We start from the raw sequence: 13859 nt of genomic DNA on the forward strand, positions 1-13859 counted from the left end.
ATAGTCGCCCCGGCATAATGGATATGATGATGACCGAAAAACTGTTTTGTTTCGGATTGGGTTTTTCCGCGCGCCTTGTCGCGGATCGGTTGCGCGACGAAGGCTGGAAAATTGCCGGTACCACGCGCAGCACAGACAAAGCCGATGCGCTGCGTGCGCAGGGGATCGAGCCCTATATATTTTCTGATGACACACCGGTTTCTGATATCCAAACAGCGCTGGACGGGGTGACGCATATTTTGGTCTCGGCCCCGCCGGGTGGGAATGGCGACCCGGTTCTTGCCCATCATGCCCATGATCTGGCGGCGCTGCCGGATGGCACATGGATCGGTTATTTGTCGACGACGGGGGTCTATGGGGATCGCGATGGCGCGGTTGTAACCGAAGACGATGATTTGTTGCCCAGTGGGAAACGCGGCCGCAGGCGCGTGGCCGCCGAAAAGGCATGGTTTGATCTGGGACGACGCCACGGTTTGTGCGTGCAAAGCTTTCGCTTGGCCGGGATTTATGGGCCGGGGCGCAATGCGCTTGAAACGGTTCGATCTGGTCGGGCGCGGCGCGTGGTTAAGGCCGGTCAGGTCTTTTCGCGCATTCATGTTAACGATATTGCGCAAACTGTTTTGGCATCCATCAAACGCCCTGATGCGGGGGCGGCCTATAATGTTTGTGATGATGATGCTGCTCCGCCGCAGGATGTGATTGCCTATGCCAGCGGGTTATTGGGCATGGATCCCCCGCCCGAGGAAGATTTTGCGACGGCGGACCTAAGCCCGATGGCTGCAAGTTTTTATGAAGATAACAAGCGGGTTGCCAATGACCGGATCAAGGCCGAACTTGGCGTGAAGTTGCGATTTACCGATTACAAATCCGGTTTGTTGACCCTGCATGATGAAATAATGGCCAAAATCAACGGTACGAAGGCTAAAATCCGCTAAAAGCGCATTGTTGACGCACCCCATGCGTCGTATATAACCGCTTAGGAATTTGGATCGGGCCGTTACCGCAAACGGTCTTGAAGGTACCCAGCGCCGGATCGTGAGTGCGAGGTCATCGCGACGTCACCGATCGGCAAGGAGAGAGCAAGCATGGATCGTCGTATTGTAACCGTTTTTGGCGGCACCGGATTTGTCGGGCGCCATATCGTCAAGCGCCTGCTTGAGCGCGACTTTATCGTCCGCGTTCCGACTCGCAGTTTTGAACGTGTCAAAAAACTCAAGCCGATGGGCTATCTTGGTCAGGTGGTTCCGATCCATTGCGATGTGCGCAAAGAAGAATCGATTAAAGATGCGATCAACGGTTCCGAAGCCGTGATCAACCTGCTGGGTATTTTGTATGAGCGCGGCAGCAGCAACTTTATGAATATCCACGTCAAAGCCGCCAAGCGCATTGCCGAGGAAGCCAAGGCATGTGGCGTGAAAACGTTTTTGCATATGTCAGCCCTTGGGGTGGATAAGAACCCACATGCCCTTTACGCGACGTCGAAATTGGCCGGTGAAAAGGCCGTTCGCAGTGTTTTTCCCGATGCTGTGATTTTCCGTCCGTCGGTGATTTTTGGCCCGGAAGATAATTTCCTGAACCAGTTCGCCACCTTGGCGCGCTATTCGCCGGTTTTGCCGGTTATTGGTGCACCGGGCTTGCCAAAGGTTGACCTTGGCAAGGGCAAGGTTGATATGCTGGGCGATGGCGGTCCAAAATTCCAGCCGGTTTATGTCGGTGATGTCGCCGAGGCCTTTGTGACAGCACTGGTCGAAGGCAAAACTGCGGGCAAGACCTATGAACTTGGCGGGCCGGAAGTTTACAGCTTTATGGGGCTTCTGCGCGATATGCTGGAATATACCCGCCAGCGCGCCATTCTGGTGCCGGTGCCGTTCTGGTTGGCGTCGATCAAGGCCTTCTTCCTGCAGTTTTTGCCCAAACCGCTTTTGACACCTGATCAGGTCCGTCTGTTGAAAACTGACAATGTGGTTTCCGAAGGATCACTTGGTTTTGCTGATCTTGGCATTACACCAAACAGTGTCGAAGCCATTTCGCCGACTTATCTGAAACGGTTCCGTCCGCCGCGCAAAAGTGGTGAATTCCGTCGCGTCGTATAAGGCGGGTAACGGATGCCCAAGTTTTAGAAATTTTAAGCCGGTTAAAGCAGATGCTTTAACCGGCTTTTTATTTACATTTCGCCCAAACCCAGCGCGCGACCACGGGCATTTTCAAGATGCTGACGCAATGCGTTGACGACTTTGTCAGGGGCACGTTCTTCCAGACAGTCGATAATTTTCAGGTGATCTTGCATAACCGTGCGCAGAAGGTTTTCGTTTAAACGAAATCGTTCTTGCCGGATCAGTCGGATTTTTATTGAGTTAACTTTGTAGATACTGGAAATGATTGCGTTTTCCAGTGAATCAATGACGCAATCATGGAATGCCCAATCGACATTTTGCGCCCGTTCGAGCAATTCCGGCGTGATGTCGTGTTTGGCGGCTTCAATGATTTCTTCGTGATCTTGCCGCAATTTCACGAGCAAGGCATTGCTTGCCGTTGTCGTGAACAGTTTGATGGCTTCCAGTTCCAAAAAAATGCGCAGTTGGAAAGCATTGCGGACCAGATCAAGGTCTATATGGGCGATTTGCATGCCGCGCTGGGGAACCGTCGTAATCAGTCCGTCTGCCTCGAGGCGCGGAACAAGTTCGCGGATCGCACCCAGCGACATACCGGTAATATCAATCAATTCCCGTTGAGAAATGAACTGTCCGGGAAGAATATCACGCGCCAGAAGGTGTTCGGTAAAACTATCATAGGCGTGATTGCGCCGACTTTGTCGTTTTGGCTGCTTGGCAGCATCAGTCATTCGGGGTTCCATTGGTGAACAGACCATCATACTTGCTGGTCAGTATGTCATACTGTGCCTGATCCAAGGGGGCAAGCGGTGCCCGGATACGACGCCAGTCGGTATTTCGCGTCAGATGCCCAACCAAGGATTTGACCGCGGCGGTTACCGGGTATTCCAGTAACAAGTTGACCATTGGTGATAGCTGGGGGGCTGGGTCGTGTTTATCAAGCAGCGGAATTAACAGGTCAGGCCGGAAATTGGCGACACCGCTGATCGCACCCGCCCCGCCAAGTTGGATGCCAGGTGCCAATAGCCGCTCATCACCAATCAGGATGTCCAGTTCTTTGAACTGTTCAAGTAAAGCCTTGGTATTTTCCCAGTCGCCTGACGAATCTTTAACGCCGGATATGAAATCGGGAAACGCCTTTAACAAAACCCCGACCATGTCTGGTGTCATTGGCGCAGCCGTCATTTGCGGAATATTGTACAGGATGACTTTGGCGGGTTTATCGGCGATGGCGTTCAGAAAGTGCCGGAACCAATCGACGACAGCGCGTTCACTTGTGCCCTTAAAATAGAACGGGGGGGCGACAAGCAGATATTTGCTGCCAAGATCAAGCGCCTTGCGGGCGGCGGCAATTGCCGTTGGCAAAGCCGTTTCCATGACCGCAAAGACTATTGTTTCGGGGGCGATCCCGGCTTTTGTCAGTGCCATATGTGCCGAGATTTTTTCGTCAATTGACAAGGACGGCCCTTCGCCGGTTGTCCCGCCAAGTGTAACGGATGCGCAGCCTTGTTGAAGAAGGTTTGAGGCATGTTTACTGAGGGCGGAATTATCAACATTGCCGTTTTCATCAAACGGGGTCGTTAAGGCAGCTGAGATGCCAAAAAGACGACGGGGTACAGCAGTCATGGTGGCTTCCTGATATTGGCCCACAGCATAAAAATGGTGGGGAAATGATGTATTGATGCTTGTCTATCACTAACATGTTAGTTATACAATCAGTATGTTTCTAGTATGAGAAACGTTGATTTAACAGTAAAAATCAATGCAAAATAAGAAACGATAACCATAAAAATCAGGTATTTAGTCCAAGGGAGGACTCTATGTTTACACTGCTGTCCAAGCGTATTCTGACTTGTATGACACTGTCTGCCGTATGCGCCTTTTCAATCGGCACGACGGCGGCGTTTGCTGCTGATCCGGTAAAACTGCGGATATCGACCCCGGCTGTTGAGTCTGATTGGCATGCAAAGATGCTGACGGTTTTCAAGGACGAGTTGGCCAAGACTGCACCAAGCGTGTTTAATGTTGAAATTCACTTGAATGCCAGCCTGTTCAAACAGGGTACAGAACCGGCTGCGATGCAGCGCGGCAACCTTGATATGGCGATGATTTCGGCACAGGATATTGCAAAGCAAATCCCGGCATGGTCCGTCTTTACCGCGGGTTACCTTATTCGCGATCCCGGTCATCAGAAGAAGGTTTTCAACAGCGACATCGGTGAAGAATTTTATCAGATGGTTGCCGATGACATGAACATCGAGATCCTCGACGTTGGTTATCTTGGGACACGCCAGCTTAATCTGGCAAATGACAAGAAGATCAATACGCCGTCGGATCTTGCCGGGGTGAAATTACGGATGCCCGGTTCGGATGCATGGTTGTTCCTTGGCAATGCGCTTGGTGCGGATGCAACCCCCTTGGCCTTTGGCGAAGTGTATACCGGTTTGCAGACCGGCACGATTGACGGTCAGGACAATCCGTTGCCGACGGTCAAAGCCGCGAAATTTTATGAAGTTACAAAACAGATCGTCCTGACACAGCATCTGGTGGATGCCGTTTTCCTGTCGATGTCCAAAGAAACCTATGATGAATTGACGGCGGATCAGCAGGAAAAGGTTCAGGCAGCAGCGGCGGTTGCAACGGCGTTTAATAACGAAAACCGTATTGCTGACGAAGCATCACTGGTTGATTTCTTCAAAAATGAAGGCTTGAACGTCTATGAGCCGGATGTTGCGGCATTCCGTGATCAGGTTCAAAAAGCCTATCTTTCAAGTGAGTTTGCAAAAGACTGGCCTGAGGGGATTGTCGATCGGGTAAACGCTATTCAGTGATTTGCGCGATGCGAGAATTGACAAAGAAATTCCAAAAAGCGGCTTCTTTCATCGCGGTGACATTGTTCACCGCGATGTTTGCAGTCTTTCTGTTGCAGATTTTTTCGCGCTATGTCCTGAACACTCCGCTTGGCTGGACGTTGGAAGTCTGCATCATTCTTTATATCTGGCTTGTGTTTTGGACATCGGCGTTTCTGCTGCGTGAATGTGATCACGTGTCTTTTAATATGTTGTTTCTGGCGGCTCCCAGAAAAGGCAAGCGGATCATGGCGATTGTCGGGATTGCCTGCATTGTGATCGCATTTATTGCCGCCCTGCCGGTGATTATTGATTATGTGATGTTCATGCGGATCGAAAAGGCACCGGTAACGCGTATCCGCCTTGATTATGTTTATGCGATTTTCCCGATCTTCATTCTTGCACTTGTTCTTCGCGGGGTTTTATCCCTGTGGCGGCTTGTCAAAGCCGATACATATGACAAAGAAATCGCCTTGATTGCCGGTGAAGACCGCATTGGTGGCGAGGAAAAACTATGAGCATCGCCTTTGTGTTTAGCTTGGGGGCGTTTCTTTTGCTTGGTGCGATTGGGATGCCAATCGCGATTGCGGCATTTGCCGCATCAATTGGTTATCTGTTTTTAACCGGGCAGGATGTTGGCCTTGTTGCCGAACAATCCCTGAATGGCTTGTTTAACAGCTATGTCCTTTTGGCCGTGCCGTTGTTTATTCTGGCGGCCAATTTCATGAATGCAGGCACGATCAGCGACCGTTTGTTGACGTTTTGTATTGCGATTGTCGGGCGGTTGCGCGGCGGGCTTGCGCATGTCAACGTTATGGCCAGTGTGATTTTTTCGGGAATGTCCGGGTCGGCCATTGCCGATGCCGCAGGCATTGGACGGGTCATCATTGACCTGATGTGTCGCGAGAACCGGTATCCGCCGGGTTATGCCGCAGCATTAACCGCAGCGTCCAGCGTGATCGGCCCGATTATTCCACCATCAATTCCAATGATCCTTTATGCGTTGATATCAGATACGTCGATTGGGTATCTGTTTCTGGCGGGAATTGTGCCGGGGTTGTTCCTGGCATTGGCGTTGATGGTTTTAAACGTCATTGTTGCGCATAAACGTGATTTTAAACGCGATGAAGTTGTCCCGTTAAAAAAGATCCCCGGTCTGACCCTGCGGGCGTTTCCCGCGTTGATGTTGCCAGTGATTTTGCTGTACGGGATTTACGGTGGGGTGACCACGCCAACCGAGGCAGCGGCCGTTGCGGCGGTTTATGCCCTTATTCTGGCGGCATTCTTTTATCGTTCTATTTCCTGGCGTGATTTTTATGATTTGGTTTTGGATGGTGCAAAATCAACCTCGGTCGTGGGGGTGATTATCGCATCTGCGCTGGTGCTTAATTACCTTGTCGCAAGCGAGAACATCCCGTCTGTCGTTGCGGATCACCTGACCGCAGTCAATATGTCAGCCCCGATGTTCTTGCTGATGGTGAACGTGATTATTCTGGTCCTGGGGTGTTTGTTTGATGCGACAACACTTCTGTTAATTGTTGTTCCGCTTTTTTTACCCACAGCGCGGTTGCTTGGAATTGATCTTGTTCATTTCGGTGTCGTGGTCACAATCAACATTATGATTGGTTTGATTACACCACCATACGGGGTCCTTTTATTCGTTCTGAATGGGGTAACCGGTATTCCGCTGCGTGATATCATCCGCGAAATCTGGCCGTTTATATTCGTATTATTGTTGGCGTTGGCATTTTTGACATTTGTACCTACCGTGGTCTTGTGGCTGCCGCGACTGTTTGGCTATGCCGGATAAGGTAATAAAAAACCCCGCCAGAATAAATCTGGCGGGGTTTTATATGACGAAAACAGCCATATTTTGCAGATGGGTTAGCCTGCGCGAACGCGGGCAACAAAACCGTTGGCCTCGTCCTGAAGGCGGTGGGCTTTTTGCAGAAGTTCTTCGGCAGTGTTGCGCGTTGAACCGGAAAGGTCCTGCACCGCCTCGGCGGCACGCGATACATTGATCATGTTTTCCGAGACATGACGCACGCCGTTAGCAGCTTCTTCGGAGCCATTGGCGATCTCGGCGGTGGCGGCACCCTGTTGGCGCATCGCGGCTGCGATCGAGCTTGAGATACTGTCGATCTCGCCGATTGTTTTGGTGATTGTTGAAATCATTTCGACGGCTTTGGAACTGACTGACCGCATTTCATTGATCTGTTTGCCGATATCTTCGGTTGCACGCTGGGTCTGGGATGCCAGATTTTTGACCTCGTTGGCGACCACGGCAAAGCCTTTGCCGGCATCACCGGCACGGGCGGCTTCGATGGTGGCATTTAGCGCCAGCAAGTTGGTCTGATCCGCAATCGTGGTGATTAGCTGGATAACCTCGCCAATGCGTTCTGCCGTCTCAGACATTTGACGCACGGTTTCGTCAGATTTGCGGGCTTCGGAAACAGCGGCACGTGAAACTTCTTCGGCCTTGGTAACCTGGCGTTCGATTTCGGCAATTGATGCCGATAGTTCCTCGGTCGCGGATGAGACGGAACTGACATTTTCCGAAGCATTTTGTGATGCTTCGGTGACTTCGATAGCGCGATGGACGTTGTCACCGGCATTTTGGGCCATGTGATCGGCTGAATCACGCATTTCGCCAACCTGGGACAGAAGTTCTGCAACCAGACCATTGACCGAGCTTTCAAAACCATTGGCCATTTCAAGCAGGGTCTCGCGACGTTGTTCTTCGGCGCGCAGTTCCGCGGCTTTGTTTTGTTCGCGCAGGCGTTCGGCTTCCAGTGCATTTTCGCGGAAGGTTTCGACCGCGATGGCCATATCGGCAATTTCGTCGGTTCCGCGATCAATGACCGCGGTTTGAAGGTCGCCTTTGGTCAGGCGGCTCATCGCGGTGTTTAATCCAATCAAACGGGTCAACAGGTTCCGCTGGACATAAAGCCAGATGATCAGGGCCGAGATGACCATTGCGGCGATTGCGACGCCGATCATGATTTTCTTGGCGGCGTCGATGGTTGTTGTCACGCCTTGATTGGCAGAACTGATTTTTCCGCGCATGTCTTTAAGAAGCTGTCGCGCCGTGACACCCATCTGTTGTGATGTTTCGGTGGTATGCGCCATTAAATTCGCGAGCGCGTTTTCGCTGGCGAATTCCGTTTGGCGCAGGCCAAATAAATTCGTGTCGCTACTTGGCGTCAGACCCTCGGCGATAACATCCAGGGCAGCTTTGGCTTTGACGCGGTCATCATCAAGCGGGATCTCATCAATACCACTTTGCATCTGAGGGATGAGTGGTGTTGACAGATTTTTTATCTCGTCCAACTTTTCTAGATTGATGGCGGTGGCTGTCATGCGGGCAAGGGCTGGAATTTTCAGCGAGACCGCACGCAGTTTCATCATATTTTGTGTTGTTGGTGAATCCGTGCCGCGAAGCGTATTGAGCGTCTGGATGACCTGTCGTGCCTTGGCCGGATTACGCACCATTCCATACAATTGGCTTAGATTGTTTTCCAGATCTTCACTTGCATTCTCGCTGGCATTAATCGAAATGGCTTCGATATCATTTGCCGCATTTATCAGATTGCTCATCATTGATTCGCGTAATTTTTGCGTCTCAAACTGAGTTCTCATGACATCTGACAGATCGCCAATGTTGTTGATCATTTTTCCGGTTTGCTCGGAAAATGCGCTCAATATCTTGCTGTCGATGTCGTATTTTGCAAGTGACGCGATTTGATCGTTCATTCGGTTTTCGATCAGATCAAGATCTTTGGTTGCGGTATCCAATTGGGGTTCGGATTGTGCTGTTGTCACGCGACGGGCCATATTTGTAATGGCTTCGCTGAAGGAATTAAGTTCTTGTCCGGATATCAATGCCGGAATGGCTTCTTCGGTGACAACTTCTTGCTGCTGTTCAGTCTTTCGGAACGAAAAAACCGCCAGGGCGGCGGCACATACGGCGAGCAAAGCGATGGGCACAATTGCCAGCATCAACCTGCCGCGCAAACCAATTTTGCCGGTCATTATAGTTTCCACTCAATGATTTCAGGTTGCCGGCGGCTATTTTGCCATTCTCGACAGTTGACCTTTGACCGCCCTGAAAGGTCAAAAATCAGATTCGAAAATATCGCTGAAAATTATGCACTGGCAAGGGTGTTTCTAACGTTTTCAATTATTTCTTGTATATTTTCAGCCTGAGCAACCGGTGATGCACCAGGGCGTTCAACCATAAGGATCGGAATGTTCAGTTCACGGGCAGCAAGAATCTTGGCCTCGGTGGCGGAACCGCCGCTATTTTTACTGACGATCACATCAATATTGTGTCGTTGCAGCAGCTCGATCTCGCCTGCGACGGTAAAGGGGCCGCGTGCGATCAGCCATTCACCATATTTCAGATTAAATGGTTCGGTCGGGGATTCGACCGTTCGCACCAGCAACCAGGTTTTTTCCAATCCTTCGAAATGGGCAAGATCCTTGCGACCACTGGCAATCAGTGCCCGTTCACCATGTTCAGGCAGGATATTGGCGGCATCGGCAAGGCTTTTGACCATGATCCAGCGATCCTGATCGGTTTGTTTCCAAACGGATCGTTGAAACTGGATGCAGGGTGTCGCAACCGCGTGGCAGGCCATGGCGACGTGACTGGAAATTTGGGTGGCATAGGGATGGGTGGCATCAATCACCAGATCGATCTTTTCCGATCCCAACCAGGAAATGATTCCTTCGGCCCCGCCAAATCCCCCAATCCGGACGGGAATGCCATCGGGAAGCCGCGGGGCGCTGGTGCGACCGGCAAGGGACAGTTGCAACCGCAGATCGGATCCGAATTCCTGTAACAGGTCACCGGCAATACGATTGGCATCCCCGGTGCCGCCAAAAATCAAAATGTTGAGCGGTGCGGTGTTGCTGTGCGCGGGGATCATGTGATGCGGGCCTTGGTTTTGTGCGTTGTGACGGTTCGAGTCTATAACACGCGGAATTACGCGGGCTTAAAGGCATTAAAATCGCCATGTCCGGCGCGGGCAATGATGGTGCCGTTGCGGTCGATAATGACAACTTCGACGGCGCATGCACCGTCAATGGTGGCACGGGCGGTTTCACCGGCCTGACGGGCAATGGTGCCTGCTATATCAACGTTTTTCGATGCACAAAGTTCCAGAACCTGTTTGGCGGTGTTGGCCTTGATGATTTCCGATACCAGTTCGTCATCGCCGCCAAGAGCCGCGACCGTTTCAGCCAATTTGGTGAAATCGACCTCGGATCGGCTGCTGTGTAAATCCATGTGGCCTTGGGCCAGTTTTACCAGTTTGGCGAAACCACCGGAAATTGTCACATATTCAACCGGGTTACGGCGCAGATATTTCAGCATGCCACCCACGAAGTCACCCATATCAAGGATGGTTTCTTCGGGAAGGTTGTAAAATTTCCGGATGGTGGCCTCGGACGTTTTTCCGGTCGCACCGGCAACATGGTTGTGACCTGTGGCGCGCGCAACGTCAATGCCGCGATGGATGGAATGGATCCATGCCGAACAACTGAACGGGATGACAACCCCGGTGGTGCCCAAAACCGAAAGCCCGCCAAGGATCCCCAAGCGCGGGTTCCATGTTTTTTGGGCGATTTCCTGACCACCGGGGATGGAAATTTCGATTTCGACATCCGGGGCAGCATTGAATTTGTTGGCGATTTCGATGATTTGATGGGTCATCATTTCGCGCGGTTTGGGATTGATTGCGGCCTCGCCGACCGGCAATGGCAAACCGGGTTTGGTAATCATACCAACGCCGTCGCCAGCATGGAATGTGATCCCGACCCCGGTTTTGGCGCGCCGGATCGTTGCAATGATTTCGGCGCCATGGGTGACATCCGGGTCGTCCCCGGCATCCTTGATGACGCTGGCGCGGGCCCAGCCATCACCGATTTCCGACTTGATCAGGGCAAAGGACGGCGTTTCACCGCGCGGCAGGGTGATTGTTACCGGATCGGGAAATTCGCCAGACAAAAGCGCCTGCCAAGCCGCACGGGTGGCGGCGGTGGCACAGGCCCCCGTTGTCCATCCTTTGCGGAGCGGTCCGTCCGGTTTTTTGCTCATGCGGCGGGTGATCCCGGTTTATGCCTTTGAGGTTTGTGATAAATCATTATTATTCTGATGCGTTCTTTGACCAGAACTTCATCATTAAACATTAAATTCAATGTGATATTTGGTAAATAACTAAAAAAATACGGACTAATATGTTGGACGCTGCATCATGATGTTGTTTAACATATCCAATTGATCCGGTCCCGCACAGATGGACCCAATAAGCACGAGATAAAGAATTCGCCATGACAACACTTGGTCTTGATTTTCCGGTATTTGAACCGGGTTGGGTTTGGCTGGTTGGTGCCGGTCCGGGGGATCCCGGTTTGCTGACGCTTCATGCCGTCAATGCCATGCAACAGGCCGATATTGTTGTCTATGATGCGCTGGTTGACGAACGGATTCTCAATCTTTTGCGGCCTGATGCGCAACGGGTTTACGCCGGTAAACGGGGCGGTCGCCCATCGGCCAAACAAACTGATATTTCGTTGCAACTGGTCGATTACGCCAAACAAGGTTTGCGGGTTCTGCGCCTTAAGGGTGGCGATCCGTTTGTGTTTGGCCGCGGTGGCGAAGAAGGTCTGACGCTGGTTGATCATCATATACCGTTTCGGGTTGTGCCGGGCATTACGGCGGGGATTGCCGGTGCGGCCTATGCCGGTATTCCGACCACACATCGCGATTGCAATTCATCGGTCACCTTTGTCACAGGCCACGGTTCCAGCGGTGAAATGCCCGATAATATCAATTGGGCGGCACTGGCCAAGGGTTCGCCGGTTCTGGTGATGTATATGGCGATGAAACATTTGCGCCGGATATCGTCTGAATTGATGGAAAATGGTCGGTCTGGTGATGAACCGCTGGCGGTTATCAATCAGGCGACAACGCCGGATCAGGGTATTTTGATCACGACATTGGCCAAGGCGGCCGATGATGTTGAAAAGGCCGGTGTTGAACCGCCTGCGGTTTGCATTTTGGGCAAGGTCGTTGATTTGCGCGAACGGTTAAATTGGCTTTCGCCGCAGGATAATGTCACGGCGGTGCGCCATGTTCCGTTCGAACAGGTTCTTGAACTGATTACAACACCGATTGATGCCGGTGCGACCAAGTCCTGATCCGTTGATTGATCTATATCGTTGTCTGGACATGATCGGCGCGTCACAATCGCCGCAATCGATCAAACCGGATGGATCATGGACGAGCAACAGATACTGATCCGCATCATCGAAAGTGGCTGGGCCCAATGCGCGACTGTCTTGCAAGAAGACAGGGGTGTTTTGGCGACGGCGTTGATTGCCGGTCTGGTTGGCAGTGCCACCCATTGTGTCGGCATGTGTGGTCCGTTTGTGATCTCTCAGGTCACCGCCCGCATGGAAAAACTGCCGCTTGCCAAAATGAACGAGTTTCGCCGCCTGACCGGCGCGGCGTTGCTGCCCTACCAATTTGGCCGTCTGACGACTTACACGCTATTGGGCGTTCTGGCCGGTTTCTTTGCCGATAGCATTACCGTTCTGACCAAAGTCTGGTGGCTGGGCCCGGTTTTGTTGCTGTGTGCGGCGGCATTCTTTCTTGTTTTTGGCATCATGGGGTTGGTTCCCCATCTTGGCGGGCTGTTCCCGAATTTGGCAATGGCGGATGGTGTGGTTGGCGGCAAGGCGGGCCAATGGTGGAGCCGCGTGATCGGGGATCGGATCAAACCGTTATTTGGTGCCCCGTTTGGCTGGCGTGGTTATGTTCTGGGTGTCATGCTTGGGTTTATTCCCTGCGGGCTGATTTACGGTGCGCTGGTTTTGGCTGCGGCCAGTGGGGATGCGCTTAGCGGTGGTTTTGTTATGGCGGCATTTGGCCTTGGTACGGTGCCGATGTTATTTGCCACCGGTGTGATCGGGCAATATGCCGCCAAACGTTTTCGAAGCTTTATGGCCCCGGTCGGGCGCGGTTTGATGGTCGCAAATGCGGTTATCCTTGCCGTGTTGGCATTTCATCAGATCGGATAGTTTTGCGAAATCGCAATGACGATAATGTGAGCGATGGCAAAGTCATGGGTCTTGCATGATCGGTTTGCGGATTTATAGTGCCCGCAAGATTGTTGATTATTATCCGGATGGTTGCAAAGCGATGGCGATCCCCGGACAAAAGGAACAGGTAATAGCGTGAGCAAGAAAACACTTGTGATCATTTTGGCGATTGCGCTGGTTCTCGGCGTTGGTTTGACCTATCGCCTGATGATGATGGGATCGGAGACGGCGTCTTCCGGTTCTGGGGTTGCGGCAATTGGCGGGCCGTTTGAACTTGTCGATCAAAACGGGCAAACCCGCACGGAACAGGATTTCCGCGGGAAATATATGCTGATTTATTTCGGCTATACCTATTGCCCTGACGTATGCCCAACCGAATTGCAGGTCATGGGCAATGCGCTTGACGAACTTGATCCGGCGATTGCCAGCGAAGTCATCCCGGTGTTTGTTTCTGTCGATCCGGAACGCGATACGGTTGATGCGATTGCTGCCTATGTTCCGCATTTTCATGAACGCATGGTCGGTTTGACCGGGACGCTGGAACAGACCACGGCGGCGGCGAAAGCCTTTCGGGTTTATTACGCCAAGGCCTATGCCGATGGGGAACCGAAAGATTCAGAATCCTACCTGATGGATCATTCGTCCTTTGTCTATCTGATGGGGCGTGATGGATTATTTGTCCGTCATTTCAATTACGGTACAGCCCCGCAAGATATGGCAAAGGGTATTGCCGAAGTTGTGAAAAAGAACGGATGATTGCAGCGATCTGGTTGTGATCAGTTCAGGCGGCAAT

The 13859-nt window shown here is 51.9% G+C and carries 13 protein-coding genes; 8 read left to right on the forward strand and 5 right to left on the reverse strand.

Annotated elements, in window-relative coordinates; translation table 11 throughout:
* Positions 1-29: 29 nt before the first annotated feature.
* Together TALK_RS02130 and TALK_RS02135 are read left to right on the forward strand one after the other, a co-directional pair.
* Positions 30-935 carry an SDR family oxidoreductase gene (locus TALK_RS02130; protein ID WP_085615730.1) on the forward strand — a complete coding sequence of 302 codons (906 nt, stop codon included), beginning with the start codon at positions 30-32 and terminating at the stop codon, positions 933-935.
* 150 nt (positions 936-1085) lie between these two features.
* Positions 1086-2093, forward strand: coding sequence for a complex I NDUFA9 subunit family protein (locus tag TALK_RS02135; protein WP_085615343.1), 1008 nt, complete (start codon positions 1086-1088; stop codon positions 2091-2093).
* 71 nt (positions 2094-2164) lie between these two features.
* Here the strand turns inward: TALK_RS02135 and TALK_RS02140 are convergent, their stop codons facing one another.
* A complete protein-coding gene (locus TALK_RS02140) occupies positions 2165-2842 on the reverse strand; it encodes a GntR family transcriptional regulator (RefSeq protein WP_085615345.1) in 678 nt (225 codons plus the stop codon).
* Positions 2835-3737, reverse strand: coding sequence for a dihydrodipicolinate synthase family protein (locus tag TALK_RS02145; protein WP_085615347.1), 903 nt, complete (start codon positions 3735-3737; stop codon positions 2835-2837). The genes TALK_RS02140 and TALK_RS02145 overlap by 8 nt, the downstream gene beginning before the upstream one ends.
* A gap of 194 nt (positions 3738-3931) precedes the next feature.
* Between TALK_RS02145 and TALK_RS02150 the strand changes: the two genes are divergently transcribed.
* The 3 genes from TALK_RS02150 to TALK_RS02160 are packed head-to-tail and all read left to right on the forward strand — an operon-like array spanning position 3932 to position 6770.
* Positions 3932-4942, forward strand: coding sequence for a sialic acid TRAP transporter substrate-binding protein SiaP (locus TALK_RS02150; protein ID WP_085615349.1), 1011 nt, complete (start codon positions 3932-3934; stop codon positions 4940-4942).
* A gap of 17 nt (positions 4943-4959) precedes the next feature.
* A complete protein-coding gene (locus TALK_RS02155; RefSeq protein ID WP_169714915.1) occupies positions 4960-5478 on the forward strand; it encodes a TRAP transporter small permease in 519 nt (172 codons plus the stop codon).
* On the forward strand, positions 5475-6770 hold the full coding sequence (locus TALK_RS02160) for a TRAP transporter large permease (protein ID WP_085615353.1): 1296 nt from the start codon (positions 5475-5477) through the stop codon (positions 6768-6770). Before TALK_RS02155 ends, TALK_RS02160 begins: the two co-directional genes overlap by 4 nt.
* Positions 6771-6844: 74 nt before the next feature.
* Here TALK_RS02160 and TALK_RS02165 read toward each other — a convergent pair whose 3' ends face one another.
* The 3 genes from TALK_RS02165 to TALK_RS02175 all read right to left on the reverse strand — a co-directional run bounded on the left by TALK_RS02165 (position 6845) and on the right by TALK_RS02175 (position 11060).
* Positions 6845-8992, reverse strand: coding sequence for a methyl-accepting chemotaxis protein (locus TALK_RS02165; RefSeq protein WP_085615355.1), 2148 nt, complete (start codon positions 8990-8992; stop codon positions 6845-6847).
* A gap of 113 nt (positions 8993-9105) precedes the next feature.
* A complete protein-coding gene (locus TALK_RS02170) occupies positions 9106-9891 on the reverse strand; it encodes a cobalt-precorrin-6A reductase (RefSeq protein ID WP_085615357.1) in 786 nt (261 codons plus the stop codon).
* A 56-nt stretch (positions 9892-9947) separates the two neighbouring features.
* The gene (locus TALK_RS02175; RefSeq protein WP_085615359.1) at positions 9948-11060 is read right to left on the reverse strand and encodes a cobalt-precorrin-5B (C(1))-methyltransferase; all 1113 of its coding nucleotides are present in this window, start codon (positions 11058-11060) and stop codon (positions 9948-9950) included.
* A gap of 233 nt (positions 11061-11293) precedes the next feature.
* Between TALK_RS02175 and cobA the strand changes: the two genes are divergently transcribed.
* The 3 genes from cobA to TALK_RS02190 all read left to right on the forward strand — a co-directional run bounded on the left by cobA (position 11294) and on the right by TALK_RS02190 (position 13822).
* Positions 11294-12163 (forward strand): uroporphyrinogen-III C-methyltransferase, encoded by an 870-nt coding sequence (cobA, locus tag TALK_RS02180; protein WP_085615361.1) that lies wholly within the window; start codon positions 11294-11296, stop codon positions 12161-12163.
* 78 nt (positions 12164-12241) lie between these two features.
* On the forward strand, positions 12242-13045 hold the full coding sequence (locus TALK_RS02185) for a sulfite exporter TauE/SafE family protein (RefSeq protein ID WP_085615363.1): 804 nt from the start codon (positions 12242-12244) through the stop codon (positions 13043-13045).
* A gap of 156 nt (positions 13046-13201) precedes the next feature.
* Positions 13202-13822 (forward strand): SCO family protein, encoded by a 621-nt coding sequence (locus TALK_RS02190; RefSeq protein WP_085615365.1) that lies wholly within the window; start codon positions 13202-13204, stop codon positions 13820-13822.
* Positions 13823-13859 lie beyond the last annotated feature (37 nt).

Origin of the sequence: Thalassospira alkalitolerans (assembly GCF_002115745.1) — a bacterium.
Lineage (GTDB): Bacteria > Pseudomonadota > Alphaproteobacteria > Rhodospirillales > Thalassospiraceae > Thalassospira > Thalassospira alkalitolerans.